The following is a 25,774-nucleotide window of genomic DNA, read 5'->3' on the forward strand; positions in this document are numbered from 1 at the left end:
CACCCGCCGTGACCGTCTACACGGTCCCGAACTGTCCTGACTGTCACGCTCTGAAAGCGTAGTTTGCAGAGCGTGACATCGCGTATGCCGAGCGTAACCTAAGCCGTGCTAACGTGGAGTCACGCGGGCGCTGTCCGAGACGCAAGACACTCGCGGGTGGCGTACCGGCTTGGTAACGGATGTCCATCGCCCAGGGTTCGGCCGATCTCGACGGTTAGAAAGCCTATGTCGCCGGGCAGCCCGCCATGGATGATGCTGGCGCAGGGCCTGCTGAGCCGACATGGTTTGGGGCCAACAAACTGCACACTGACGTGTTTCCCACCGCGGAAACTGGTCAGCTGTCGAAGCCTGACCGGACGAGCCATATCCGAGATAGGAGGCGATCATGAACATAGGACAAGCCGCCGAAGCATCCGGACTATCCGCGAAGATGATCCGCTACTACGAGCGGGTGGACCTGATCCCGCCCGTGGCCCGTACCGAATCTGGCTATCGCGTCTATGCCGATGCCGACATCCAGACCCTGAAGTTTATCCAGCGGGCGCGAGGCCTGGGTTTTTCCGTCAAGCAGATGCACGGGCTAGTATCGCTCTGGCGGGACCGTAGTCGCAGCAGCGCCAACGTCAAGGCTGTGGCCCTAGAGCACATTACGGAACTCGAAAACAAGATCGAAGCGCTGAATTCTATGCGGGAGACGTTGCAGCATCTCGCTGAACATTGCCGCGGCGATCATCGGCCGGATTGTCCCATCATTGAAGGTCTATCTGAGGGGCAACAGCCGCCAGATTCGCCGAAGAGATCAAGTCGCCGACGCGCGCGCGCTAACACCAGTGTAACGGGCACCAATCCGAGCGTTTGACGACACCGTCATAGCCGGGGTTGCGCCTTCAACTCGGCACTGTATTTCTTGCGTTGATGATCGATCATGGCCCGCCGCGCTTCGGGTCGAAGCGCGCGAGCCCACGCTCCAAAAAACGTTCTCCATCGACAGTTCGCCGATTTTGGCATGCAGCGCGTCGATCTGCGCTTGGCTATCCGAACTCGTTGACCCCTTGTCGAACGTCTCGGTTGCCCTTCGAGCAGCTGGCGCTTCCACTGTGTGATCTGGTTCGGATGGACATCGAATTCCTGAGCCAGTTCGGCGAGCGTGCGATCGCCCTAAACGGCGGCCAGCGCTACCTTGGCCTTGAAGATCGATGAGTGATTGCGGCGTTTGCGTCGCATAAATACTCCTTGGCCGTGTTCGGCCATTGTGGGGCAGATCATCACTTAACGCTCTGTCCGAATTCCGGGGTCCAGCTCAGTTGGCGGGTGCTTGTGCGGCACGTGAATGGCGATGGTTGGGGGTGGTCGGAGCCATTAAGTGTCCCGTTAGCTGGTGTTTGCTAGTTCAATTTTCTCCGCCTGCAAATGTTAAAAGTGCATGATGTAGTTGAATCGGCTTAGAAGGTATTGGGCGTCGATGTCGACTTATCCAACTCTTTGCCTCGACACTCATATCCGCCGATACTAGCGAGTCCGTTTTTCTGCTTTTACGAGATAAGTATGCGTTGATGCCGTCCGCCGACTCGTCTGCGGTGCCGGCGAGGACGTAGCCGACCATAAAACCGATTGCGTGGTTAATTGCGTATTTGCCAGTCGCAAATCTGTCCATACCTTCGACAACGTACTGTCTACACAAGTCTGTATCCGACGCGGCTATACGCTTGCATTCGATAATCGCATGCGGGTCATGCTCTTCAGTCCTTAAAAAAACCTCAATCAGCATAAGCGGTATATCGGTACGACCGTCGGGTATGCGTACCTGTTTACTGGACCGAGACTCTGTTCCAGGTAATACGATTAAAGTCTTTCGCCAAGGATACTTCTGGGACTTCAGTGCGCTGCGCATGCCATCACGCAAGCGTTCGGTCATTAGTACTTCGCCGGCTAGCGGGCTGACATCGCTGAACGCTTGAGCCCTTCGCCATCCTGCAGCTAGTGTAAGTAATATTGCTGAAGCGATTTCCGGCGCGAGTTCAATAGGCTCCTTACCTAAGGGAGCCGGGGCTTCGTATGGAATCCTCAAGCGCGCGCCCCCTTAATGCTTTCCGCGACCACCGCATCGGCATCCTCCAATGCAGAAATGCCCATCCAATAGCGGCGGGCCGCGGGTTTGATAATAACGACTTCGTCGCGTCCATGGACCCGTAACTCTCGCTCGGCACTGAGCGCCGTAGCAATTTTCACTTTCATTCGCTCGCCAATCCGAGCAAGAACGCCACCCAGTTCTTCGAAAACAGGTAGGAATTCGATATTCGCGTCGCCACGGCGTTTTTCTAGAACAAAGCGCACAACCCGTAGCGGTGAACGTGACGGTAGATCAAAAATTTCGGCACGCATGTGGCGCTCATTTCGTGCGGATAGCCATCCATCCATGACGCCAAGAAAAACTTCGGTGTACCTACATACCTCTTCATGCACATTCGCCTGGCCAACTGAAAACTCCCGCCCGGCTCGCCATTGCCAGCTTGCACGAAACAAACCATCACGGATCACTACGCGGTCGGCCTCGTCGAGGTCGTAGAGCTCAAAAACGGCTTCGTCGAGAGCTGTGAAGTCTTCGAGTGTCGCGGTCCTACGCTGCAACGTCCTCTCGATTTTCAGCAGTCGTTTGCCCGCATCTGAATCGCATGCGGGCGCTAATTCTGGAACAGGTAAGAGCGCGATATCGTTTTGCAGCAAACGTCTTTTCCAAATACCGAACTCCGAACCAGCCATCAGGAAAAACCAAGCCGCAAACGATGAACTCAAAATAGTAGCCAGCAAATGCGCTGACTGACGGGCGGCAGCAGGTAGTCTGGCGCCAAAATACGCATTAGTGAATACTAAATCACGATCTGCTACAGCTACTAAGGGCCGAGCTCCTGCGCTGAGCGTTTCTTTAACAATCAGAATGGGGGCCCGGTAAATGTCACGTGACCGCGGCCGTTCGGCTTTGGACAGATTGAACAATGGCAGGTCATCCGGTATATGAAAAGGTTTAATGTTTTGGGTTTGAAGTAGCCCTAAGCCTTTCAGTCGACTTGCATCCCGCGTTTGATTGACCTCTAGTCCGCGAATCAGACCAACATTCATTTCGGTATTCAATTTCGCGAATTGAGTACCTAAGTTCGCATAAGACGAAGTCAGTGAATCGACCAATGCGATATCTCGCCTGCGCCCGACTGAAGCTGCCTTCAATTTAATAGGCTGCGCTTCAATCTCACGCATCGAAAGTTGAATCACATCGCTTGGAGCCACCTCGAACGAATGCGTTCTGGAGCCGCTTGGCGTCCATGGAATTTGCACGACAGTGACACAATCCGGGCGCTGCTCCGGACGATGCCGTGCTAACAGCACAACCGCTGGCATAGTGGCGGTCGCAAAAAGCCATTCACAAAGACTTGAGAGATTGACGAGCGTAATGGGGGCAAGCGCCCGCATTACGTGCTGAGCTGCCGCTATGCCAGTGCCGCTTCGACTGAAAAATGGCATGGCACTGAGAATTACGCCAAACCGCGTGTTTTCATGTGAAAATTCCATCGCGCGGACAACGAAATCCAGGCCTTCGCCACGCGGTTGGGCGGGGATATTAGCTTTACGTGTCTTGCGTCGCGCTTCGGTCCCGATACGGCCCTTGAAACTCCAAGGTGGATTGCCAACAATAAGGTCGAACTGTTTCAGGCCGGCTGGCGAAGTCAGGATTGGTTTGCCGTGTTCGCTTTGTTCTACAGTCCGAGCGTCTCCAATTAGCAAAGTCCTGCCGATCAAAGGCTTGAATCTCAACGCAAGGGGAGGTTGTGGGTCCGGATCAAGTTCTAGAGCTGCTAGATAAAGGCTAAAGGCCGCTACGCGAACAGCGGCTTCGCTAAGATCAACGCCGTAAACCTGTTTGTAGAGTGTCGAACGGATTAGCGTGCGTGTTAACGGCCGACCATCGGCACGTAAGTAAACTAGGCGACGCAACGCTTCCACAAGAAAGACACCTGAACCACAGGTCAAATCAAGGACAGTCTCCCTACCTGTCAATCCATTCATCACCTCATCGAGGACGAGCGACACTACAGACAAACGAGTGTAATGAACACCGTTCTTTACAGCGTCTGTCGCACCGCTGGTTCTGGCACTTGGATCGGAATGGGCGAATTGTTCGTAGATGGAGCTGATGAGCTCGACTGGAATCACATCAAACTGATAGGGAAACAAACTCCGCTGACCACTTTCTGGGTCGACGGCTTCGAGGAATTCAGCAACGCGCACTAAGTGATGCTGTGCTGGCATTGTCGCCACGGACGACTGCGGGAACATGTCGCCGTTGAAAGTGTGCGCGAGCCAAGAAAAAAGCTGTCCCGTGGCTATGGGATCACGCAAAATAGACGGTAGGGAAGTATGCCCACACAACTTTTTTAAGCGCGGTACGCTAACAATTTCGCGGTCGATCAGATACTGAGTGAAAATAACGCGCCCAATGATAGCTTGAGCCGTGCCTTGTGCGAGATTGCTGGCAATTAGATTACGTTCGAGAAATAACAAATCCGACAAGAGTTTCTGATCAACACTGGATTTGCGATTGATCGTCGGTGCTTGAGCCCAGAATTGGCCTGTCTCAATGGCAAGTCGGCCAGCGAACGCGTCGAGCGCACACAACGATGCGTCGATATTCTCAAAGCTGCGAATTAAATGCCTCTGTGCATCTCCTTCCTCTACAGGCGCGCTGAAACCGTTATACAAGTCAACGCGCTCGGGAGAGATAACCCAGAGTAGCGGGGCGAATCCTTCGTTCCAAACCTCGCGTCGCCACTGACTTACTAAGTCGTCACTTGGCGGAGATTGCTCGAACTTGAAATAGACGGTGAGTGAAGAAGGGCTGCGCCACAGGGCATCGGGCATGAATACGCGACCACGGCGGAAATTTCGCGCATCTGCGCCGAGCTGCAATGCCGCTACCGGCTCGCCATCAGGGAAGTATCCAGTACCGGCCAAAACTTCTTCGAGAGTTGTAGCACTCAAGGCTTGCTCCGTACGGCTTGGAGCGCAAATGGCAACTCAGTCTGCTGGGCAGGAATTACGATAGGTAGTACTTGTTGCTGAATTTTCTTGGCGTGAGGCGCTAATGGGATCGCGATCGTTGGGGTTTTCGGTGTCCGGCTGGGGCTGGGATCGAATGAGTCTACGTCACTTAACGTCACTTCCGTCGGAGTAATGAAGGCAACCATGCCATTTATCGAACCAACACCCTGACTACCCAGCAACACGAACAGCGAATTTACTCCAGCGTTCATTTTAGCTATCTGAATACCAAACGAATTCACCAACTCGCTCGTAACCGCGAGCGCAACTAGATCGGTAAAGCTAAAGCGAGCTGCCTTTCCCGTCTTTGAAGATAGGTAAGGGATCGTCTTTCTCCAATGACGCATAGTTTCGGCTGATACGCCAGTGAGGGTGCGCATCTGATCTTGCGTAAATTGGATGGCAGTGACTTCTTTCATTCGCGTTGTTAGCAACGAGAAACCCCGTAAGTATTTCACCTATTGCGTGTTCCTGCAACCGCGGAAACCGAGCGCTACCCATGCTCGTAAACTTGCGACACCGTTCGTGATTACGCCTATAATCACGAATGTCTAAAAGCGTGAAATAGGGCGGTTGGCACGATGTTTGACACAGGGGTTTTAGCGCCTGCGGAACACAATCGGAGCTGGTCGGTACCGATGCATTTGGCCGGCGAGTACGGGCGCAACCGGGCGTCGCTTGATCGTGTCCAGATTGCGGCGGTCAACGACCTCGAAGCAATAGCCGTCTGGCTGGCCGAGTTCGCCGATACGCCGGCGACGTTTCGCAGCTATCGCAAAGAGGCTGAGCGGCTCGTGCTGTGGTCAGCCCATCAGCGCCAGTGCGCGGTATCGGATCTCACGCGCGAAGACCTGCGCGCTTATCAAGCGTTTCTCGCGCAACCGACGCCGGCGGCGACGTGGTGCGGCGGCCGCGCGGCGCGAACCAGCGCCGACTGGCGACCGTTTCGTGGTCCGTTGCAACCCAACAGCCAGGCGCAGGCGCTCACAATCCTCAATGCCATGTTTTCCTATCTGGTGGCGGCGAGTTACTTGTCCGGCAATCCACTCGCGCTGGCCCGGGGAGATGCGCACCGGTTAAAAAAGAGCCGCTCATCGAAGACACAGGTGGAACGTTTCCTGGAGGCCGACTTATGGCGACACGTGTTGGCGTATATCGAGGCGATGCCGACGCGTACGACAACGCAGGCCGCGCGGCGGGCGCGTACCCGGTATATCTTTTCAATGCTTTACCTGCTGGGGGCCCGAGTTAGCGAGTTTGCCAACAGCACCATGGGCGCGTTCGAAGTGCGACGCGGTCACTGGTGGTGGCATGTCCGCGGCAAGGGTGGTGTTTCCGCACGAATTCCGGCGAATACAGATACGATGACGGCACTCGCACGCTATCGCGAATTCAACGGCTTGAGCGCGACGCCGGCGTTCGGCGAACAAACACCACTGGTATTGAACTTGAAAGGAGACCGCGGCATCAGCGCCGACATGGTGTATCGCGTTGTCAAAAAGACGTGCCGTAATGCAGCGTTGCGCTTGGCCCAGACCAACAGCGCACAAGCTGCGAAACTCGATCAGGCCACCACGCACTGGCTACGGCATACCGCCATTACTCATCAGGCGGACCGGGCGATCGAGCTGCGGTTTCTAAACAAGAGCGCGCGCCACGCAAAGCTCGAGACCACGGGCCTCTACCTGCACGCGGATGACGCCGACTGGTCGAAGGCGATGGAACGACATCGTCTATCGGATGCCGAGGATAGTTCATTCGATTGACCGCGCGGCTGCGCGAAATCGCAGCGTTACTGGTAGGCCACATGTATCGCGCTACCGAGCGACGATTACCAACATAACGTCCAGCGAAGTGCAGTCACGGCCGATGGAACAAAAATTGAGCAGTATTGCTACCAAATTCCGCACTTTTAGTTGTGTGAATTGAGCAACTTTAGTTGTCTGTCCATTCGCCTCAGCGACGACCACCACCCGCCGCATCCTTAGCGGCATCCCTCTACGCGCCATAATTCGGGTTATGGTGCATAGATTGCGATCGCGATCATATATGTGACGTATTACATCATGCCTAACGCAGTGGTATGACCAATGCTTAAAGACAGAGGCAGGCCCAGCCCACGAGCACGTTTGTGGTCGGCGCGGGGCCTAAAAAGCCAGAAAGATAAGATCAGGCTTTAGTAGTCGTCGCCTCGAAACGCTCTAGAGTTTCGCAGCATGCTCCCGAAGATGCTGGTAGTACAACTTTTGATCATCGCTTACCCGGTTTAGCAGAGCCTCGAACTGTGCCTCGTAAACTGCACGTTCGAAACGGTCAAGCTCGGACGGGTTCAATTGCCCCCGAAGAGTAGATTCCACTCGGTGAGCGCCAAAGTCAGGTATCCGCTCGATCGCACGACCGGTTCGGATCCAACGTTCGAGTTGATCGTTTCTCGAGATCGAGGACCCCTGACTACTATGTTGAGCTTGGGAAGCCAGGTCGCTCGAGATTCTTATTGTTTGTCTTTTCATTTCCAACCCTTTTCTCCGTAATACCCTTGGAAGCAGATTTCGGCAACTCGGGATGCCATGTCTTGGCGTCACGGCCGTCCAGCTCGCCCTTATTTTTTCGGCCGACCGTGCGGCGGGCCGTATAAATATGATCGATTGCCTGATGATAGTCGTGCTGGGAGCCGGCGAACTGGCAGATACCTCATCGTCCGAGCTCCGCAAAATAGGCTGAACTCGGCAAATGCCGCAGGTTCGCCCGCGATTCGGACCCGATGATGCTGTGATCGGATCCATCCTGTTGGCGCGCGTTGGCGATGAGCATGCCGATGAGTTCAATTTCGATTTGTCGTGCCCAATCGGCAAATCGAGCCGCCGGAACGCGTTCCGTTTCGCACCGTTGGTAAACTCAAGGTAAAAGCAGCATGTATCGCAGCCGTGTCTAGACCGTCGACGTTCCGGGGAACAGCTGATCAGCTAGCGCGTTCCGAATATTGCCGATCCCCAGCTCGTCCCGTGTACCCGGCTCGTTGAAGAAAGCGAGAAGCGCTTGGCTACGCTCTCGTGCGGCATGGTCGAAATCGAGCCAACTCAACGCGGAAGCCATAGACGATCGCCGGATCTTGGTTTTAAGTGGTTTGTCTAAACGTTAGAAAGCGTCCATGAAGCTCGCGTATCCGTTATCGACACGGAATTCAACGTCCTCGCTGAGCGCATCGAAGTGGGCTTTGCCACAATCGATTTTGGCTTTCTCGATTGGGCGTAAAGCATCGTTAAAAAGACTGCCCTTGGTTTCGACGACAAAATAGAGTTTCTCGGCGCCGTTCGTTTCGACGAGCACGGCCCAATCCGGGTTGTATGAGCCGAGCGGCGTGTCGATCTGGAACCACGGCGGGAGCTTGGCGTACAGCTTGATGTCGTCGTTGCGCTCGAAGGCCTGGGCGAAGTCTTTTTCGACATCCGAATCGTAGATGACATAGTCGTAGACTGACTTCTCGGCTTCAAGCATGTTGCTCGATAGATAACCGGCTAGCGGTGCCACGTCTTCATCGTCGAAGTCGAACAGTTCCTGCGCATAGAAGCTGTCGTCGCCGATGCGGTGGTACTGGATCCCGTCGACGATGAACAGGCGCATCTGATTGCGGATGATCTGTAACGTCTGTTCGATGAATTTCTGCGGGTTGTTCTTGAAAGCCTCGAGCCGGCCGCTGTCGACGAGAATACGGGCCAGCGTGCGGCGAGTGAGGTTCGTCTCGTTCTGTAGAAAGCTCAGGATGTCGGGCAGGGCGAAGTCGCGTTGGTCATAGGTGGCCGGTGTTTCGTTGACTTCGGTGGCTTCGACGCCACCGCGATTCACGTCCAGCCGCGCGGTACGCGTGATGAACTTGGCCTTGCCCACCCGCAGCTGATCGCGCATTTCCGTCGCACAGCATTCGATGAGTTTCTCCACATCGAAGTCCACGCGGTAAGTGGTCTTGTATTTGATCCGGTTCCAGAGCGCTTCGAACTCCGGGCTCAGGTAGACGGCTTTGTTGAGCTTGACCTCCTGGCGGTCGTCTCGATTCTGGATATTCAAGCGGCCGGCCACCTTGCGCAGCACGGCATTGATGGCGCCCGCGTGTTCGGCGGCTTCGTCCGGCAGGGACACCGTGTTGGCCTTGAGATTGGCCCGGAGTGCGTCCTGCACCTTGCCCTTGGCGTCGATATAGTCGTGTTCGCGCAGATGCTGCCAGACCGTCTCGGACAGTTCGGTGCCGAAATACCCCGTCTCACCGTTGTCATCGGTGATCGGAATGCTGGCGAACAGATGTTTCTCCACCACGCCGAAGCGGATGCCTTCGTCCTGCTCGATCTCTTTCTGTAGCTGGCGCGCGAAATCCTCGTAGGATTCGTTGGCCATCACCGTCAGGCGATTCACCTCGAAACCGTGCACACGCTGGCCGCTCTGGTTTACCGCCAGGCGCAGTCCGCGGCCGATCTCCTGGCGCTTTTTCATCACCGAGGCAGTCTCGTTGAGCGTGCAGATCTGGAACACGTTCGGGTTGTCCCAGCCTTCGCGTAGTGCGGAGTGCGAGAAGATGAACTTAAGCCGGGATTCGAAGCTCAGCAGCCGCTCCTTGTCCTGCATGATCAGCTGATAGGCGCTCTCGTCGGCCTGTGTCTTGCCTTCACCTTTCGAATCCTTCAGGCGTACGTTGCCGCGCGCGTCTTTCTTCTTGTCGGCTGCGAAGTAGCCGTTATGGACGGCATGCGCCTCGGTCGCGATATCCACTTCGCCGAAAAGCGATTGATACTTCGGCAACCGTGCGGCGCGGATATACTCTTCCTCGAACATACGCGCGTACTTGCCGGGCTGCGGCTCGCCGTCGGCGTCGTAGTCGCGGTAATTGGCCACGCGATCGATGAAGAACAGGCTCAAGACCTTGATGCCCATCGGCGTGAGCTGAAGCTCCTTGTCCAGATGCTCTTCGATGGTCTTGCGAATCTGCAGCCGCTTGTATTCGTCTTCATCCACCTGGCCGATCACTTCGCCGCGGCGGATGACTTCCGGCTTGCTGGTGAAGCTGATGTACTCGTTGCCGGCCTCGCAGTGAATATCGTCGATGAGGTAGCCGTCATAGACAGACCTCCCACCAGTCCTTTCCAGTAGGTCGTCGGATTGCCGAACCCACTTCCTCTTACGTTTGACTATCCCTTTCTGTAAAACGTCTATCTCGAGTTGCGCTCGATGGCCGTTTCGATTATCGGTCTGGAGCAGCTTGATGTACGCCTTGTTATGGCTGTCGCGCACCTCGACACCCGTCACCTCGATCTGTTTGACGAGCTTGCGTTCGTAGGCGTCGATGGAATCGAGCCGATACACCATGTGGTGTTTGTCGAGATGGGTGGCAGAGTAGCGCAGCGTGCACAGCGGGTTGAGCTGGGCGATCGCCTCGCGGCTTTTCTCGGTATTCGCAACGCTCTGGGGTTCGTCGATGATCACGACCGGGTGCGTGGCCTGAATGAACTCGATGGGCTTATTGCCCGTCATCCGGTCATGTGGGCGGTGGATGATATTGGCCTTGTCGGCCTTGTCCGGGTCATCGAAGCTTTTACGAAACGCATCGATATTGATCACCATGATCTGAATGGTGTCGCTGGTCGCGAAGTTGCGAACCTGCCCGAGTTTTTGCGAGTCGTAGACGAAGTAATCGAACGGCGTGTTGTCGTACAGCCCCTTGAAGTGCGGCTCTGTCATCTGGAGGGATTTGTACACGCCCTCTTTGATGGCCACCGACGGCACCACGATGATGAACTTGGTGAAGCCATAACGCTGGTTCAGCTCGAACAGCGTGCGCAGGTAGACATACGTCTTGCCGGTGCCCGTCTCCATCTCCACCGTGAAATCGCGCGAGGCCAGCTCGCTGGCCGGGGCCAGGCCGTTGCGCAGCTGAATGGCCTGTAGGTTTTCGAGCAGGTCTTCGTCCAGCAAGCGCAGTCGGTTACCCATCCCCAGATCGCCGCTGGACTGGCCAAGGCTCAAACCCATCTGCGGATCGTCTTTCAGCGGTGCGACAGTGAAATTCGTGCTGCAGATCTCCTGGCCTTCGAACAGATCGGCAACGGCGTCTATGGCCTCGCGCTGATAATCGAGCTCGGCGTCGAACTGAAACTTCATCCCTGGTTGTCCCCGTTATCGTCGTCGCGCTGCGGCGCCTGGCGCGCGATGTCTTCGAGCGCGCGTAGCGTATCCGCTTCGCCCTCGGCTTCCTTGAGCGCGCGACGACGTGTATCGAATTGGCGGTACTCGTTCTTGGCCTTGTCGTCGGCCGAGCGCTTGCGCATACGGCCATCGCCATCAAGCACCGGCCAGTCGTTGAATTCGAGAAACTGGTCGAGCTTGTCCTGCCAGTTCTGCATGAATATCTGCTGGCGGCGGCGGGCCTGGTTATCGGCAAAATCGAGCCACATGACGACCATACGGTTCAGGTCGTCGATCTCGCCGGCGCTCAGGTAGTTCTTGGCGACCGGCACGTCTCGCGCACGCACCGTCTCACCCTCCCAATTCGTTAACCCCATGTTCGCTTGGGTATGATCGGCGCGCTGATAGATCAGTTCGGCTGCCGTGTGGCCCGTGGCCGCATAGTGCAGCTTGTTCTGGATATGCTGGAAGAATCGCGTGGTTTCGGCATCGCCCGGATCATAGTCCGCGGCCAGCGTGAAGATCTCTTTCACCCGTAGATACATGCGCCGCTCGCTGGCGCGAATATCGCGGATGCGTTCCAGCAGCTCGTCGAAATAGTCGGGCACGCCGGGGCCGGGCGGGTTCTTCAGGCGCTCGTCGTCCATGACGAAGCCCTTGACTAGATATTCCCGCAGCCGCTCGGTGGCCCAGCGGCGGAATTGCGTGCCGCGCTGGCTGCGCACGCGGTAGCCGACGGCGAGCACGGCATCCAGGTTGTAATGGCGGATCTCGCGCGAGACTTCGCGCCCGCCTTCTTCGCGAACTATTAGAAATTGTCTAATAGTTCGATCGCGATCCAGCTCACCGGACTCGAAGCACGAACGCAGGTGCGCGTTGATCGTTGCAACCGTCACCTGGTACAGATCCGCCATCAACGCCTGCGTTAGCCAAACGGTATCGTCCTCGAAGCGGCATTCGATCCGTGTCTCGCCGTCCGCGGTTTGATAGAACAGCACTTCGCCCGAGGCGGCGCGGATATCGTCGTCGGCGTTACCGTCGTCTTGTTCGTCGTTGGACTGCATGGCTTCGCCTAAGGCTAGAGGCTCTTCACGTCTTCAACGCCGGCCTGGCGAAGAATCTGCACGGCGTTGGTCTTGACCACATCGTTGGCAAAGCCGTTGTCCTTGAACACCACGCGCATGACTTCCGGGGTAAGCTCAGTCTTGAGTGCGGCGATACCGTTGACGAGTTCGAGATCGACCGCATCAGCCAGGCAAACAACGAGCGCGCCGGCGCCGATGATGTGCACGGTTTTGCCGTTGATATCACGTTCCTCTATCGGCACCGCCAGATCGAGACCGTATTTTAGCAACAGCTCGCTTAGAACATCGGCCTCGCTGCGGTCATGACGGATGTTGTCGACGCTGTCGAACAGCGATGTTTTAAGGTCATCTGTGCCAGGCGCCCAAGGCACGATATTGCTGTCGCTCAGTTTAAAAGCCTTGAAACCGAGATCCGTTGTCGTGGCGTGCGGTTTATCGTCGTCCTTCCCGATGCTCTCCATCGCTGCGCGTAGCCGCGCCTTGCCCATATCGGCAATCGTCGCGTAGTCCTCGGCGTCGGTTTGTTCGGGAAGCTGTACGAGGATATAGCGCCGGTCGCCCTCATCTTCGGCGTTCAACTGCATCGTTGCGTCGCCGAGTGTTGCCGATCCTGCAAAGAAATCAAGGACAATCGCCTGCTCGCCTGACTTTGTTCCGATGCGAAGCATCTGTTTTATCAAGTTTGTCGGCTTAGGCGTGTCGAACACTGTTTCTGAAGACTGAAACTTGAGCCGCTCTAAAAGCTCTCTTTTTGCTTTCTGGGTATGACCAACTTCGCTGTACGACCAAAGTGTTTGTGGTACGCGACCTTGGCGAACTTCTGATAGGAAAATCTTAGGGGCGGGGACATTATTTCCGTCCTTTCCCCAATAAATTCGGTTGTCGTTATCAAGATCTATCAGTTTTTCTTTTGATATTCGCCAATACGATCCGGATGGCGGACCTTCAATAACTCTGCCGCTGGGACAAGTTATTGGGTAGCTACCTTTACTGTAATAATTCCGTGCTGCCAAGTTATTTGGACGCCATCTCCCACGTGGGTCATCGTCTGGGTTTTTATAGACGGAGTTCTGTTCTTCAGTTCTAGGCAGTAATTCCGGCATCCATTCGTCGTGGCTCCGCGCGTAGATCATGATGTAGTCATGGTCTTCGGAAAAATGTCTGGCGCTACTTTTAGGGGCGTAAACCTTTTGCCAGATTGCGGTAGCGATGAAGTTCTCAGGCCCAAAAATGTCATCCATGATCTGACGAAGATTCTGCACTTCGTGATCGTCAATCGAGACGAAGATCACGCCGTCGTCCTTCAGTAGGTTCCGCGCGAGCCGAAGGCGCGGATACATCATGTTCAGCCAGTTGGTGTGATACCGGCCGGCAGATTCCGAGTTGGAGGATGTTTTAAAACCGTTGCCGTCTACTTGGCCGGTATACCGCAGGTAGGTGTCCAGATTGTCCTGAAACCGATCCGGGTAGATGAATTCGCCGCCGGTGTTATAGGGCGGGTCGATATAAATCATCTTCACCTGCTTGTGATACGGCTTCTGCAGGAGTTTGAGCACCTCCAGGTTGTCGCCTTCGATGAACAGGTTTTGGGTCGTATCCCAGTTGACGGATTCTTCTGGGCAGGGGCGTAGCGTGCCGGTCGACGGCGTTTGGGCGATGCGCCGGGCGCGGGCCTTGCCGTTCCAGGTAAAGCTGTAGCGCTCGCGCTCGTCTTCTACATACTCGCCGAGACAAGCCTTGAGCGCGTCGAAGTCCACTTTCCAGCGGGGGCCGTCGGCGTCCGAGCTTTCGGTGAACGCGTCCGGGAAGAGCTCGCGGAGTTTGTCGATGTTGTCGGCGACGATGTCTTGCGAAGCACCGTCGGTTTTGGAGTCCAGCTTTTCCATGGGGTGTCTTATCGGGCGTTACAGGGCGGTGGCGGTATCGCGTAGCGTCGCTTCCAGCCCCTTGATGCGTGTATTGAGCTCCACCTGTCGGTTGAAGCGGGTCTCTTTCCTGATCTCTGCTCGCAGCCGCGCGATGTCGTTCTCAAGCTGGTGGCATTCGGCCAGCCGCTCGCGTTGCGCGCTGAGTGTCTCGTGTTCTGTCGGTAGATGAAACCGACCGCTCAACCGGGCACAGGCGAGCGCGATCAGGCGCTGGTGCCAGGCCGAGTAGAGCGCATAGAAGTCGGTCTGCGGCAGTTCGTCAAGTGCCAGGCTGGCGACAAACGCCTGTTCGACTTCCGTGGGCGTGTCCCCCTCGAACCAGCGCGTGGTGCGGATGTCTTCGGCTATCGTCACGCCGGCTTCGGCTCGACTGGCGCGTTTGTGCGCGGTGCTTAACGCCCATTGGGCATTGTAGTTCAGCACCAGCAACAGCGGATACGGAATGGCGCGGTGAATCCGTTCGGCCAATCGCGCGGCGTGCTTCGCGCTCTTGAGCGTGGCTTGTACTACGGCGAGTTCGCCGTAATCGCGTTCGTCGTCGCGGTAGGCGTTGACGTTAATCGTGCTGGGTTTGAGCGTGTATTGCCAGGTGACGGTATCCACGTCCTCGGTAAAGGCGCGGCGATCAGCGGCCGACAAGTCGGCGTTGTCCAGAAACAGCTTCTTGTAAACGCGCTTGCCCAGCCAGGCGGCGTCGGGCAGGCCGAATGGGGCGTAGTCGAATGCCATCAGGCCGCTTGCGGTTCGTTTTGAACGATGAGATACGCCACCACTTCGAAATCGTCGATGCCCTGGAATGTATCGCGGCTGATCACCGTGCCGCCGGGCCGGAACAGGCTGGCTACGCCTTGTTCTTCGGCCTTGCCCGTTATAGCGGTGACCGCTCGCGCCAGCTGCTCGCGGTAGCACGCCATCTCCCAGCCGTGATTCGTGGCGTCGTTAAAGCGGGCGACGGCGGGGCGGTCCGGCCGCCCGCGGCCGAGCGATAAGCGCTTCAGCGCATCGAGTATGGGCCGCACATGGGTGAAGTTGCGCCGCACACTGCCGTCATCGCCCACGTAGACAAGATAGTGCGGCGCCAGCGCATAGGTCGGGTCGCCCTGGACACGCGCATTCATGTTACGCAGGCAAAAGATCACGCCGGGTGCCAGGCCTTCGTCGGCGATGAGGTCGTCGGTGGCGGTGACCGCATAGGCGCCAAGCGGCATTCGGGCGAGCGTATCGCCGTGCTCTTTCAAGTATTCGCCCAGGTCCATCCGATAGTCGTTGAGCGTGAGATCGGTGATCGAAATGCCGTCGGACAGGTCTTCGATGGTCGGCACGTCGTGTTGTAGCTGGTGCATCTGCCGGCGGCGGTATTCGAGATCGTTCATCACGTCGCCTTCGGCGGTTTCGATGACGTTCTCTTCGCCGGTGGCCGAGATGTCGAGCAGCACCATGCGCCCGGCCACGCGTGCTTCGAGGTCGATATATTCGTCCAGCTCCATGTTCGGCCAGAAGTTCACGAGCTGGATGACGTCGTTGGTCGAGCCCAGCCGGTCGATGCGGCCGAAACGCTGGATGATGCGTACGGGGTTCCAGTGGATGTCGTAATTCACCAGCAGGTCGCAGTCCTGCAGGTTCTGACCTTCGGAGATACAGTCGGTGGCAATGAGGATATCGATGGCGTCGTCATTCGGATTGCCACCGCGCTCCTTGGATATGGGCGAGAAAGCGGCAAGTATTGACGGAATATCTCGCCGCAGGCCGGGGACCGTGCTGCGGTTGCCGCTGGACTGGCCAGTGACTTTGCCGACGTGCAGGCCCAGTTCATTCTGCGCCCAATCCGCGATCTGGGTGTAGAGATATTCTGCCGTGTCGGCAAAGGCCGTGAAGACGAGCGCTTTATGGTTGCAGGCGTTAATCGGGTTGCCGGCTTTATCCGCAATCAACGCGCGCAGGGCGGCGAGTTTGGCGTCGCGGGCGGGGCCGATGTCTCGCGCTTCGCGTACGAGTTTCACCAACAGCGCTTCGTCTTCTTCCAGCTCCTGGCGCCAGCGGATGCGGTCCACGTCGCGAATCAGCACCTTGATTTTGTTGCCGACCAGGTAGGGATCAAACGCGTTGTCTTCGACGGCGATGTCCTCGATGCTCCATTCCTCGATATCGGAGGCGTCGTGGTTGTCGAGGCGTTCTTTGAGTTCGCGTACGCCCTCCAACAGCTTATTCACGGTCAGCGCGAAGGCGTGGATCGAGCTCTCCATGCGCTTGAGCAAGTTCACGCGCATGAGGTGGATCAGGCTTTCCTCGCGGTCGATCTGCTTGAAAACCGAGCCGCTGGCCATGGTCATGTCGTACTTACGGCTGTACTCGGGCAATTTCTCGGCCAACACGTATTTCAGCGGCGCGTAGGCGCTCAAGTTCAGGCGCCGGATATCGCGGTTGATTTCCCGCAGCTCGGGGAACTGGTTTTCGCTGTCGATGGCGGGGTAGAGATTGTGCGGCGAAAGACGGCGCGGGAAGCTGCCGATCTCGCTCATGTCGTAGTATTTTTCGACGTGTTTTCGCGAGCGCGCGATGGTCAGGCGATCGAGCAGGCTGAAGTAGTCGAAGTTGAGCGCATCCAGCAAACTGGCAGAGGAGCGGGTCTCTTCGTCCTCGCGAAGCCAGGCGTTGAAGCGTTTTTGCGCACCGCGCAGCGTGGCGTCGATGCTAGCTACGCCTTCGTTGTATAGCGCATCGTCGCGGCCTTCGGTGATAAAGGCGATCTGGTTCTTCAGGTCGTTCATGCGGTTGTTGACCGGCGTGGCCGACAACATGAGCACCTTGGTTTTCACGCCGGCGCGGATAATGTCGCGCATGAGCCGGCCGTACCGCGTGAGCCCATCCTTGCGGGGCGGGTTGTTGCGGAAGTTGTGCGACTCGTCGATGACGATGAGGTCGTAATTGCCCCAGTTGACCGTCTCGAGGTTGATTTCGCCGGAATATCCGCCTTCGCGCGTCAGATCCGTGTGGTTGAGCACATCGAAATTGAAGCGGTCATCGGCGAGCAGATTGCGCGTGTCGTTGACGGTATAGAGGGTCCAGTTCTCGCGCAGCTTCTTGGGTGCGAGCACGAGCACGCGGTCGTTGCGCAGCTCGTAATACTTGATCACCGCCAGCGCTTCGAATGTTTTCCCCAAGCCCACGCTGTCCGCCAGGATGCAGCCGTTGAAGCGCTCGATCTTGTCGATCGCGCCCAGCACCCCGTCGCGCTGGAAGCGGTACAGCTTGTTCCAGACGACCGTGTCCTTGATGCCCGTACGGGTCTTGATGATGTTTTCTTCATCCAGCTCGCCGAGGTAGTCCTCGAAGAGGGCGTGCAGCATCAAGAAGTAGATCTGCTCGGGGGATTTGTCTGCGTAAAGGTTTTCGAGTGCTTGCAGCACGCCATATTTCGCGTCGCGAGCAGCACCAGCGTCAGCCCACATCGTTTGAAAGCTCTCTGCCAGCGCAGCTGCTTCATCCGCGTTGTCGCTCGCATTGTTCAGGTCGTAACCGTCACCCGGGATACGACCGATACCTACAGCGTCAAAGGAAGAGCTGCCATGCAGGGCAAATAGAGAACGGTCATCTCGTTCGGTAACGAAGAGATTATGACCAGCCGGCCGCTTCATTGATCGAACTAAAGACTTCGATTCAATCCAGTCGCTGAACTCGCGAGCCACGGCAGGCAGGATCAATCGATTTCGCAGCGATCGTTCATGGGCGTCGCCGGCGAGCTTGAGCGTATCGGCCACCGAACTATCTTCGTCAAGCGCAGGGACAAGGACGCGCGCTGATTCGATCTGTATTAGTGAGTTGCGTAGTGCGTCGAACGCAAACGCTGAAAGGGACGACGAAAGCATCAGTAAGCTTGAACCCGCACTAAGGTGGTCGGAGATCAGGTCCCCGACATTTCCGTGCTTACGATTATCGACTAGCATCCGACGCCCCCATCACGATGCCGTAACGCTAGCACTTCACGAATCCGTTGGACTAGCGACTTTGCGACGTCGGTTTTACACGTCTTCTTCGCTGGCCGATAAAAGAATGCGGGTCTAGGGCCTCGCTTAACGCTCAAGCCTTAGCCTCGGGCAATGTTCGCACGAGCTAGGGGCCATCCCATTCAATGGCCGGTCCAAGCCCTTCGGTTTCGCTCGCGATTTATGCGCCATCGTAGTCTTTCCGGTACCGCTCGCGATAAACGAAACGGACTATGTCCGATAGCAAAAGCAATTGGCAGACATCGCTATCCTCGATACTGAGCTATTTGCCGACCCTGTTGGCGAGATACTCGCGCAGCAATGACGCGCGGTATATTAGGAACCTAACCTATCTTTTCGGTGCAAGAGTTAATCTGCGCGCGCTAGGTTAGGTAACCCGGCCGCAGGGACCGCATCCGACCGATTCTGCGCGCCGCCGCCGGTTTGCCCGCTAGAATATCTCCGGATTGCTCGTGCAGACTCGGACTACCGCACAAGGTTGTAGCGGGTTCGTCTGAATCCCGGCATCAGGCTACAGCGTCGGGCGGCAATGGCCGCGCCTAGGCGGGTCAAGGAGGAGAGTTAAGCGGCTATCGGGACCAGATCGCTCTGCGATCCGCCCAGGTATGAGCCTGAATCGGGTGTTGGGTGGAATGTTGGGTAAGCCAACAATTAACCCCTAACTGCCTGATTATAAATGCCAAGTGGTGCCGGGGAGAGGAATCGAACCTCCGACCTACTAATTACGAATCAGTTGCTCTACCGACTGAGCTACCCCGGCTCCGGATTCGGCAAGGCGCGGATTATAGAGAAACGTGTCGCAGCAAACAATGATTGCTTGCGATCTTGTCGAGGCGGCGGGCGTCGAAAGCGATCGAGTGCGGCCCGCCGCGAGGGCGGGCCGCTTTTCAGGCGGGTGTGAGCTTAGTCGTCGTTGGCCGCGAGCTCCGGTGTAAAGGTGGGCGCGGCGCGCGGTTGAACCGTCTCCTGATAGCCGTAGGCGATCTTGATAAGCATGGGTTCGTCGAATTCGCGAGCCAGAAGCTCCATACCGACCGGCAGCGCGGGGGCGCTGTCGTTACCTGCCGGCTGCACCATGCCGGCCGGCATGCTGAGTGCCGGAAAGCCCGAGAACGGGCTCAAGCGATTGTTGCTGCCGGTACTCGGCGAACTACCGAGCGCGGGCGCCAGACTGAGCACCGACGGATACAACAGCGCATCGTATGGTGCGCCCAGGGCAGCGGCGCTCGTGTCGTTGCCGTCGCGGTTATCGAGGATGCGCATGAGGCCATTGCGCACAATCGCCGGACGCTCTTCCAGGTTGCGCTGGTAGGCCTGGCGATAACCAATCGCCTCGTCGCTGGTATCGCTTTCGTCCTCGATCGCGCGGCCGATTGCACCGTAGAAGGCGAAGGTGCCGATATTGCGTGCTTCATAGCCGCCGTTGGTTTCTACCGCATCGAAACTGCGCAGGTGTCCGTCCAGATTTGAGGGCCAACTCATCAGGTAACTGGTGAGGTCGTTCCGGAACTCGAAGCGCGAATTGCTGGCAAAGTCGGTCAGGGCATCGAGCGAGACGTTGCGCTCGGCCAGGTCGTCTTCACTGAGTATGTCCACCGTGGCGCCGGCAGCGCGCATGGCTTCGATGGCTTCCATGAGCCTGGCTTGAACGTGGGCGTTTTCGCCGTTGCCGTTGCCGAACAGCGGCTGCAGGGCCGCGATACGGGCACCCTGAAGACCATCCGCGTTCAGGTAATCCGTATAGGTGGCGGGCACGTTGGTGATCGCCTCGTACTCATCGACAGTTTCGATGGCCGCGGAATCATAAGCAAACGCCGCGCGCTGATTCGCATAGGGGCCGTCGTCGAAACCGACCATCGCGTCGAGCATGAGGGCGCAGTCTTCGACGGTACGGCACATCGGCCCGCCGGTATCCTGAGATGCCGCCAGCGGCACGATGCCATCCTGGCTGACAAGGCGCAGGCTCGGTCGAATGCCGACCAGCCCTTCCAGACTGGAAGGCACACGAACCGAACCACCGGTATCGCTGCCGGTACCGGTCATTGCGAAGCTTGCGGCAATGGCAGCGCCCGTTCCGGAGGACGAACCACCCGGCCCCTTGCTCTGATCGTAAGCATTTTTGACCTGCCCCTCGATCGAGCTGCTGCCCTGGAAGCCGAAAGCGAATTCATCGAGATTGGCCTTGCCGAGCACGATGCCACCGGCGTCGACGATCCCGGCTACCGAGAATGCGTCGTCGGGCGTGCGGTTATATTGCAACGCCGTGCCGCCGGCTGTGGTGGTGACTTCGGCGGTATCGAAATTGTCCTTGAGAAGCACCGGCACGCAGTGCAGTGGTCCGCTCGGGCCCTCGACCGCATAGTTGCGATCGAGTGTGCGGGCGCGGTCCAGGGCACGCGGGTTGAGATTGATAACGGCGTGCAGCGTCGGGCCGGTGTCGTCGTAGGCTTCGATGCGATCGATATAGCCTTGTACGAGCGCTTCGCAGGTTAGCGTACCCGCGCGCATCGCCGCATGGGCCTGGGCGATCGTGCCCTCGACGAAATTGAAGGTTGCCGGTTCCGCCGGCGTTGACGTGTCGCCGTCATTTACGCCGACAGTGTCGTCGCTGTCGGAATCGTTACACCCAGACAATAGCGCTGCCAGTAACAGCAGGCTGACTGTGAGCCTTGATTTCATGATGTCCCCAAAAAAGTGAATGGATGCACTCGTGCTCGAGCACATGGCGGGCGTCGGAAAACGTGTGCCAAAGCGGTGCATACGGTCGTGCCGGCATCCCCTGAAAGCGGTTAAAGCAAAAGCGATGCCATTGCGTGTCCCATGCAGTTTTCGATGCCGGGCTTGCGCTGGGCAGGGCGTGTCTCGGACAATGCGCTGCGCCGAGCACGCCGGAGAGGTGGCAGAGCGGTTGAATGCACCGGTCTTGAAAACCGGCAGGGGTTCACGCCCCTCGTGGGTTCGAATCCCACCCTCTCCGCCATTCCTGGCTGCTATTGCGTGTCTTGCGGCCACGATCCGACCGCGTGCGATTTGGGGTTTCTCTCTCCGCGATGATTTGCGGTAAAATCCCGGAAAAATTGGCCCAACCAGGACTCGCGCATGCACGAACAAGCACTTATCGATACGGCGAACGCGCTCGTTGTCGACGGCAAGGGGATTCTCGCCGCCGACGAATCGACAGGTACCATCAAGAAGCGTCTCGACAGCATCGGTGTCGAGTCGACAGAAAAGACTCGGCAGACGTATCGCAATTTGCTGTTCACTGCCGACGGTGCGCAGGACTTCATCAGCGGCGTCATCCTGTTCGAGGAGACGTTGTTCCAGCAGGCCGACGACGGTACGCCGTTTCCGAAGTTGCTGGCCGACCAGGGTGTCATCCCGGGGATCAAGGTCGACAAGGGCGCCAAGCCGCTGGCCGGTAGCCCGGAAGAAAAAGTGACCGAAGGTCTCGACGGCCTGCGTGAACGTCTGGCCGAGTACGCCGCCGCCGGTGCGCGGTTTGCGAAGTGGCGTGGCGTGATCGATATCGCGGACGACCAGCCCACCGACTACTGCATTCACGTCAACGCACATGCCTTGGCGCGCTATGCCGCGCTGTGTCAGGAAGCGGGCATCGTTCCGATCGTGGAGCCGGAAGTGCTGATGGACGGCGCCAACTCGATCGAACGCTGCGAGGAAGTCACCGATCGTGTACTCGATGCAGTGTTTGCCGAACTCAAGAAGCAGAATGTCATGCTCGAAGGCATGCTGCTCAAGCCGAACATGGTCATCGCCGGCAAGCAGTGCCCGCAACAGGCAGGTGTCGAGCAGGTAGCCCAGGCCACGTTGCGCTGCCTCAAGCGTCGTGTGCCGTCCGCGGTGCCGGGCATCGTATTTCTGTCCGGCGGGCAAAGCGATGAGCTTGCCACCGCCCATCTGGATGCGATGAACCGCATGGGCCCGCAGCCGTGGAAGCTCAGCTTTTCCTATGGTCGCGCGCTGCAGGCGCCGGCGCTGGCTGCCTGGGGCGGCAAGGACGAGAATATCGCGGCCGCGCAGCAGGCGTATCTCAAGCGTGCGCGCAATAACGGCGCTGCTGCACGTGGCGAATACAGCGCGGATATGGAACAGGCCGCCTGAGGCGTAATGTAAGCGCATCTTGAAAGCCCGGGCTTGCCCGGGCTTTTTTGTGCGCCGCGCGCTGACACGCATCGTATGGATATCGTTTCCGCACTCAAGGCGAGCACACTGTTTCGTGAGCTGGACCGGCGTGCGCTACGTTCGGTTGCCGCAAGTGCCGAATGGCTGGAACTCGGGGGCGGCCAGTATCTGTTTCGCGTTGGCGAAGCCAGCGATTCGCTTTATCTCGTGGTGTCCGGACGTATTCGTGTGGTGCAGCCGGAAGAGAATGCGGCCCCATTGCTGCTCGGGGAGAGCAGCGCCGGCGAAACCGTCGGTGAGATAACGCTGATCACGGCGGAGGCGCATTCGTCGGACGCTTTCGCGTTACGCGATACGGCGCTCATACGTATCTCGCGCGATGTGTTCGAAAAACTCGTCGAGCGCTATCCCAAGGCGATGCTGCGCGTCACGCGCCAGATCGTCGAACGACTGCGTGCGATCAAGCCGGCGCCGCAACGCGAGAGCGTTCGCAGCGCGCGTACCTATGCAGTAGTGCCGGCCCATCCGGGTATTGATGTCGCGGCGTTTTCGCGTGCCTTGAGCCGCGAACTGGGTCAGGCCGCGTCGACATTGCGACTGGACGCCGAGCGTGTCGATACGGCGCTCGGAAGCGGCGCGGCCTCGGTGGACTTCAATATCGGTGAACGCAACCGCACGGTATCGGGCTGGCTGACTCAACTCGAGGATCGGTATCGTTATATCGTCTACGAAGCCAGTACGCAGCCCGATGCCTGGACGCGGCGCTGTCTGCGTCAGGCGGATCGGGTGATTCTCGTCGCGCATGGTGATCAGCGCCCGTTTGCATCGCGCAACCTGACCTGGATTCGAGAGCAGGCTTTGCGTGCGCCGCAGGAGATGGTGATGCTGGTGCCTGAAGGCGGCGGCTACTCGGCCCGCGCATGGCGCGATACGGCCGGTGCAGTGGCGCAGCACCGTGTTGGTATCGACTTGCCCGCAGCGCAAATGGCGCGGCTGGCACGCATGATCTCGGGCCGGGCTGTGTGTCTTGTGCTGGGTGGTGGCGGCGCGCGTGGTTTTGCGCATCTGGGCCTGATTCGCGCGATGCAGGAAAAAGGCATTCCCATCGATGCCGTGGGCGGTACCAGTATGGGCGCCATGGTCGCGGCCATGGTTGCCATGGGCTCGGACGCGCAACAGATGCTGGCGCGCATGCGCGAAACATTCGTGACCGGGCGCTTTCTCAACGACTATTCGCTGTCGCGTATCTCGCTGATCAGCGCCGAGAAGTTCCGGCGGCAGTTGAAGACCCTGTTCGGCGAGCGGCATATCGAAGAGCTGGATATACCGTTCTACTGTTTGAGTACGAACCTCACCCGCGGGGTGCCGGTCGTGCACGACCAGGGCGAGCTTGCCACCTGGGTCGGGGCGAGCATGGCCGTTCCGGGCATTGCACCGCCCATGGTGCATCGTGGTGATCTACTGGTCGATGGCGGCTTGCTCAACGCCATTCCGTTCGACGTGATGGCCGCGATGGGGCGCGGGCAGGTGATTGTTTCCGACGTCAGCCGCGCCACGGACCTGCGCGTCGAGATGGCCGAAGATGCCGAAACCACCTCGTTACTGGCTTTGGGCTCCAGCGCACGCCATCTGAACATGTTCAAGATTCTGTTTCATACCGCCACGCTCACAAGCGAGCGGGAAAGCCGCGATATCGATGCGCGGGCGGATCTGGTGCTGCACATGCCGGTCGGTGGTATCAGCATGTTCGACTGGGACGAACTCGACGAGATCGTTTTTCGTGCCTATCACCATGCTGATCAGAAGCTCGACGAATGGCTCGGCACGCGCCGTGATGCGTTTCGAGCGCGTGTGGTGGCCAACCGAATCGACTAGACCAGCAGGCGTCGCACGATACCTTCGTAGATACGGCTCAAATGCTCGACATCGGCAGCCGCGATCTTTTCGTTGGCTTGATGAATCGTATCGTTCAACGGGCCGAGTTCCAGTACCTGAGCGCCAGTCGGGGCTATGAAGCGTCCATCGGACGTCCCGCCAGCGGTCGACAGAAGCGTGTCTATGCCGGCATGTTCGCGAATCGCCGCGCGCGTGGCATCGATCAACGCGCCTTCGCGGGTGATGAACGGCGCGCCAGACAATCGCCATTGGATCGCGTCGGTTGCGATGCCGTGGGCTTCGCAGCGCTCCTCCACATGGGCACGGATACTGGCTTCATTCTGAGTGGGATTGAAGCGCCAGTTGAAGCGCGCCTCGGCAACGCCGGGAATGACGTTCTCGGCGCCGGTGCCCGCTTCGAGATTCGACACCTGAAACGACGTTGGCGGAAAGAATTCGTCGCCGTCGTCCCAGTGATGGGCCGCCAGATCTGCGAGCAGCGCCAGTAGACGGTGCAGGGCGTTATCGGCCTTGTGCGGGTAAGCCACGTGACCCTGGCGCCCGCGCACCCGTGCATGGCCATTAAGGCTGCCACGTCGTCCGTTCTTGACGGTATCGCCGAGCGTATCGGTTGAGGAGGGTTCGCCAACCAAACAGTAGTCGATCGCAATGCCGCGAGCGGCCAGCCATTCCATGACCGCACGCGTGCCGTCGACGGCCGGGCCTTCCTCGTCGCTGGTGAGCAAGAACGCCACCCGTCCGCCGTGCTCCGGGTAGTTCGCACGGAATCGTTCGGCCGCGCAGACCATCGCGGCAACGCTGGATTTCATATCCGAAGCGCCGCGGCCGATCAGCCAGTCGTTCTCGATCGTGGCGGTGAAGGGCGGATGCGACCAGTCTTCGAGCGGGCCGGTCGGGACCACATCGGTATGCCCGGCAAAGCAGAGCAACGGCCCGCTGTCGCCGGCCACCGCCCAAAGATTGTCCACTTCGCCAAACCGCAGCCGTTCTACCGCGAAGCCGGCAGCCGAGAGACGTTCGCCGATGAGTTCCTGGCAACCGGCGTCGGCCGGGGTGACCGACTCACGCTCGATCAGCGTGCGTGCCAACGCAAGCGCGTCGCCAGCCATCAGTCCGCACCCGCGAGGGCCGCTTCATACCGCGCGGCCGAGAAACCGGCCAGCGTCGTGGTCGGTGTTTCCAGAATCGGCCGTTTGATCAGCGTCGGATGGTCGACGAGCACGGGCAACGGGTCGGCCTCGGTGGCTTGCCGTTGCTTGGTATCGAAATCACGCCAGGTCTTGCTGCGTTTGTTGATAAGGGCGGCATCGCCCAATACCTCGCGCCACTGCTCGAGACGCTCGCGGGTGATGCCGTCGGTGCGCAGATCAATCCACGCGTGTTCGATGCCCGCGCTCGTCAACCACTGCCGCGCCTTGCGGCAGGTGTCGCAGCTCGCGATGCCGTAGATACGAATCATCCG

17 protein-coding genes, 2 tRNA genes and 1 pseudogene are annotated in these 25,774 nt (G+C 58.2%); 5 read left to right on the forward strand and 15 right to left on the reverse strand.

Translation table 11 applies throughout. The features are described 5' to 3' along the window. Positions 1 to 385 precede the first annotated feature (385 nt). Positions 386 to 859 (forward strand): Cu(I)-responsive transcriptional regulator, encoded by a 474-nt coding sequence (gene cueR, locus SSPSH_RS05120; protein WP_006911901.1) that lies wholly within the window; start codon positions 386 to 388, stop codon positions 857 to 859. A gap of 59 nt (positions 860 to 918) precedes the next feature. Here cueR and SSPSH_RS19825 read toward each other — a convergent pair. The 4 genes and pseudogenes from SSPSH_RS19825 to SSPSH_RS05130 all read right to left on the reverse strand — a co-directional run. Next, a pseudogene (locus SSPSH_RS19825) lies at positions 919 to 1,224 on the reverse strand (transposase); the annotation flags it as partial. A gap of 166 nt (positions 1,225 to 1,390) precedes the next feature. Beyond that, the gene (locus SSPSH_RS18350; protein WP_084623432.1) at positions 1,391 to 1,915 is read right to left on the reverse strand and encodes a hypothetical protein; all 525 of its coding nucleotides are present in this window, start codon (positions 1,913 to 1,915) and stop codon (positions 1,391 to 1,393) included. 149 nt (positions 1,916 to 2,064) lie between these two features. Beyond that, complete coding sequence (locus tag SSPSH_RS05125) at positions 2,065 to 5,031, reverse strand: HsdM family class I SAM-dependent methyltransferase (RefSeq protein ID WP_021031455.1); 2,967 nt, start codon at positions 5,029 to 5,031, stop codon at positions 2,065 to 2,067. After that, positions 5,028 to 5,510, reverse strand: coding sequence for a hypothetical protein (locus SSPSH_RS05130; RefSeq protein ID WP_006911897.1), 483 nt, complete (start codon positions 5,508 to 5,510; stop codon positions 5,028 to 5,030). The genes SSPSH_RS05125 and SSPSH_RS05130 overlap by 4 nt, the downstream gene beginning before the upstream one ends. Positions 5,511 to 5,729: 219 nt before the next feature. On the opposite strand from SSPSH_RS05130, the gene SSPSH_RS05135 reads away from it, so the two are divergent. Next, entirely contained in the window at positions 5,730 to 6,857 is a 1,128-nt protein-coding gene (locus SSPSH_RS05135; RefSeq protein WP_006911896.1) for a tyrosine-type recombinase/integrase, read from the forward strand. Positions 6,858 to 7,292: 435 nt separating this feature from the next. Here the strand turns inward: SSPSH_RS05135 and SSPSH_RS19830 are convergent, their stop codons facing one another. From SSPSH_RS19830 to SSPSH_RS05175, 9 genes are all read right to left on the reverse strand, one after another. Then, positions 7,293 to 7,874, reverse strand: coding sequence for a TA system antitoxin ParD family protein (locus tag SSPSH_RS19830; RefSeq protein ID WP_084623434.1), 582 nt, complete (start codon positions 7,872 to 7,874; stop codon positions 7,293 to 7,295). A gap of 145 nt (positions 7,875 to 8,019) precedes the next feature. Beyond that, a complete protein-coding gene (locus tag SSPSH_RS18845) occupies positions 8,020 to 8,184 on the reverse strand; it encodes a DUF6361 family protein (protein ID WP_006911894.1) in 165 nt (54 codons plus the stop codon). A 42-nt stretch (positions 8,185 to 8,226) separates the two neighbouring features. Continuing rightward, the gene (locus tag SSPSH_RS05145) at positions 8,227 to 11,235 is read right to left on the reverse strand and encodes a type III restriction-modification system endonuclease (RefSeq protein WP_006911893.1); all 3,009 of its coding nucleotides are present in this window, start codon (positions 11,233 to 11,235) and stop codon (positions 8,227 to 8,229) included. After that, the gene (locus tag SSPSH_RS05150; protein ID WP_006911892.1) at positions 11,232 to 12,323 is read right to left on the reverse strand and encodes a virulence RhuM family protein; all 1,092 of its coding nucleotides are present in this window, start codon (positions 12,321 to 12,323) and stop codon (positions 11,232 to 11,234) included. Before SSPSH_RS05150 ends, SSPSH_RS05145 begins: the two co-directional genes overlap by 4 nt. 14 nt (positions 12,324 to 12,337) lie before the next feature. Further along, positions 12,338 to 14,230, reverse strand: a complete 1,893-nt coding sequence (locus tag SSPSH_RS05155; protein WP_006911891.1) for a site-specific DNA-methyltransferase — start codon at positions 14,228 to 14,230, stop codon at positions 12,338 to 12,340. A gap of 18 nt (positions 14,231 to 14,248) precedes the next feature. Continuing rightward, on the reverse strand, positions 14,249 to 15,001 hold the full coding sequence (locus tag SSPSH_RS05160; protein WP_006911890.1) for a DUF4391 domain-containing protein: 753 nt from the start codon (positions 14,999 to 15,001) through the stop codon (positions 14,249 to 14,251). Beyond that, positions 15,001 to 17,721, reverse strand: coding sequence for a DEAD/DEAH box helicase (locus tag SSPSH_RS05165; protein WP_244263489.1), 2,721 nt, complete (start codon positions 17,719 to 17,721; stop codon positions 15,001 to 15,003). Before SSPSH_RS05165 ends, SSPSH_RS05160 begins: the two co-directional genes overlap by 1 nt. Before the next feature lie 1,239 nt (positions 17,722 to 18,960). Next, positions 18,961 to 19,036: transfer RNA gene (locus tag SSPSH_RS05170), tRNA-Thr, on the reverse strand. Between the two features lie 143 nt (positions 19,037 to 19,179). Then, positions 19,180 to 20,955 carry an amidase family protein gene (locus SSPSH_RS05175; protein ID WP_006911888.1) on the reverse strand — a complete coding sequence of 592 codons (1,776 nt, stop codon included), beginning with the start codon at positions 20,953 to 20,955 and terminating at the stop codon, positions 19,180 to 19,182. A 211-nt stretch (positions 20,956 to 21,166) separates the two neighbouring features. On the opposite strand from SSPSH_RS05175, the gene SSPSH_RS05180 reads away from it, so the two are divergent. From SSPSH_RS05180 to SSPSH_RS05190, 3 genes are all read left to right on the forward strand, one after another. After that, a tRNA-Ser gene (locus SSPSH_RS05180) sits at positions 21,167 to 21,256 on the forward strand. 119 nt (positions 21,257 to 21,375) lie between these two features. Continuing rightward, the gene (locus SSPSH_RS05185; RefSeq protein ID WP_006911887.1) at positions 21,376 to 22,395 is read left to right on the forward strand and encodes a class I fructose-bisphosphate aldolase; all 1,020 of its coding nucleotides are present in this window, start codon (positions 21,376 to 21,378) and stop codon (positions 22,393 to 22,395) included. A 75-nt stretch (positions 22,396 to 22,470) separates the two neighbouring features. Beyond that, complete coding sequence (locus SSPSH_RS05190; protein ID WP_006911886.1) at positions 22,471 to 24,291, forward strand: patatin-like phospholipase family protein; 1,821 nt, start codon at positions 22,471 to 22,473, stop codon at positions 24,289 to 24,291. Here the strand turns inward: SSPSH_RS05190 and dapE are convergent. Beyond that, positions 24,288 to 25,421: a succinyl-diaminopimelate desuccinylase gene (gene dapE, locus SSPSH_RS05195; protein ID WP_006911885.1), complete on the reverse strand. Its 1,134-nt coding sequence runs from the start codon at positions 25,419 to 25,421 to the stop codon at positions 24,288 to 24,290. The two genes, SSPSH_RS05190 and dapE, sit on opposite strands and share 4 nt — an antisense overlap. Further along, positions 25,421 to 25,771: an arsenate reductase family protein gene (locus SSPSH_RS05200; protein WP_006911884.1), complete on the reverse strand. Its 351-nt coding sequence runs from the start codon at positions 25,769 to 25,771 to the stop codon at positions 25,421 to 25,423. Before SSPSH_RS05200 ends, dapE begins: the two co-directional genes overlap by 1 nt. Positions 25,772 to 25,774 lie beyond the last annotated feature (3 nt).

Source organism: Salinisphaera shabanensis E1L3A, assembly GCF_000215955.2.
GTDB classification, from domain to species: Bacteria; Pseudomonadota; Gammaproteobacteria; order Nevskiales; family Salinisphaeraceae; genus Salinisphaera; species Salinisphaera shabanensis.

What these genes read in the sequence shown, in the direction of transcription:
- SSPSH_RS05160 (WP_006911890.1), bottom strand. Translation starts at nt 15,001, where the DNA reads ATGGCATTCGACTACGCCCCATTCGGCCTGCCCGACGCCGCCTGGCTG.
- SSPSH_RS18350 (WP_084623432.1), bottom strand. Translation starts at nt 1,915, where the DNA reads ATGACCGAACGCTTGCGTGATGGCATGCGCAGCGCACTGAAGTCCCAG.
- SSPSH_RS05145 (WP_006911893.1), bottom strand. Translation starts at nt 11,235, where the DNA reads ATGAAGTTTCAGTTCGACGCCGAGCTCGATTATCAGCGCGAGGCCATA.
- SSPSH_RS18845 (WP_006911894.1), bottom strand. Translation starts at nt 8,184, where the DNA reads ATGGCTTCCGCGTTGAGTTGGCTCGATTTCGACCATGCCGCACGAGAG.
- SSPSH_RS05130 (WP_006911897.1), bottom strand. Translation starts at nt 5,510, where the DNA reads ATGAAAGAAGTCACTGCCATCCAATTTACGCAAGATCAGATGCGCACC.
- SSPSH_RS05175 (WP_006911888.1), bottom strand. Translation starts at nt 20,955, where the DNA reads ATGAAATCAAGGCTCACAGTCAGCCTGCTGTTACTGGCAGCGCTATTG.
- SSPSH_RS05190 (WP_006911886.1), top strand. Translation starts at nt 22,471, where the DNA reads ATGGATATCGTTTCCGCACTCAAGGCGAGCACACTGTTTCGTGAGCTG.
- SSPSH_RS05150 (WP_006911892.1), bottom strand. Translation starts at nt 12,323, where the DNA reads ATGCAGTCCAACGACGAACAAGACGACGGTAACGCCGACGACGATATC.
- dapE (WP_006911885.1), bottom strand. Translation starts at nt 25,421, where the DNA reads ATGGCTGGCGACGCGCTTGCGTTGGCACGCACGCTGATCGAGCGTGAG.
- SSPSH_RS05200 (WP_006911884.1), bottom strand. Translation starts at nt 25,771, where the DNA reads ATGATTCGTATCTACGGCATCGCGAGCTGCGACACCTGCCGCAAGGCG.
- SSPSH_RS05165 (WP_244263489.1), bottom strand. Translation starts at nt 17,721, where the DNA reads ATGTGGGCTGACGCTGGTGCTGCTCGCGACGCGAAATATGGCGTGCTG.
- SSPSH_RS05155 (WP_006911891.1), bottom strand. Translation starts at nt 14,230, where the DNA reads ATGGAAAAGCTGGACTCCAAAACCGACGGTGCTTCGCAAGACATCGTC.
- SSPSH_RS05135 (WP_006911896.1), top strand. Translation starts at nt 5,730, where the DNA reads ATGCATTTGGCCGGCGAGTACGGGCGCAACCGGGCGTCGCTTGATCGT.
- cueR (WP_006911901.1), top strand. Translation starts at nt 386, where the DNA reads ATGAACATAGGACAAGCCGCCGAAGCATCCGGACTATCCGCGAAGATG.
- SSPSH_RS19830 (WP_084623434.1), bottom strand. Translation starts at nt 7,874, where the DNA reads ATGGATCCGATCACAGCATCATCGGGTCCGAATCGCGGGCGAACCTGC.
- SSPSH_RS05185 (WP_006911887.1), top strand. Translation starts at nt 21,376, where the DNA reads ATGCACGAACAAGCACTTATCGATACGGCGAACGCGCTCGTTGTCGAC.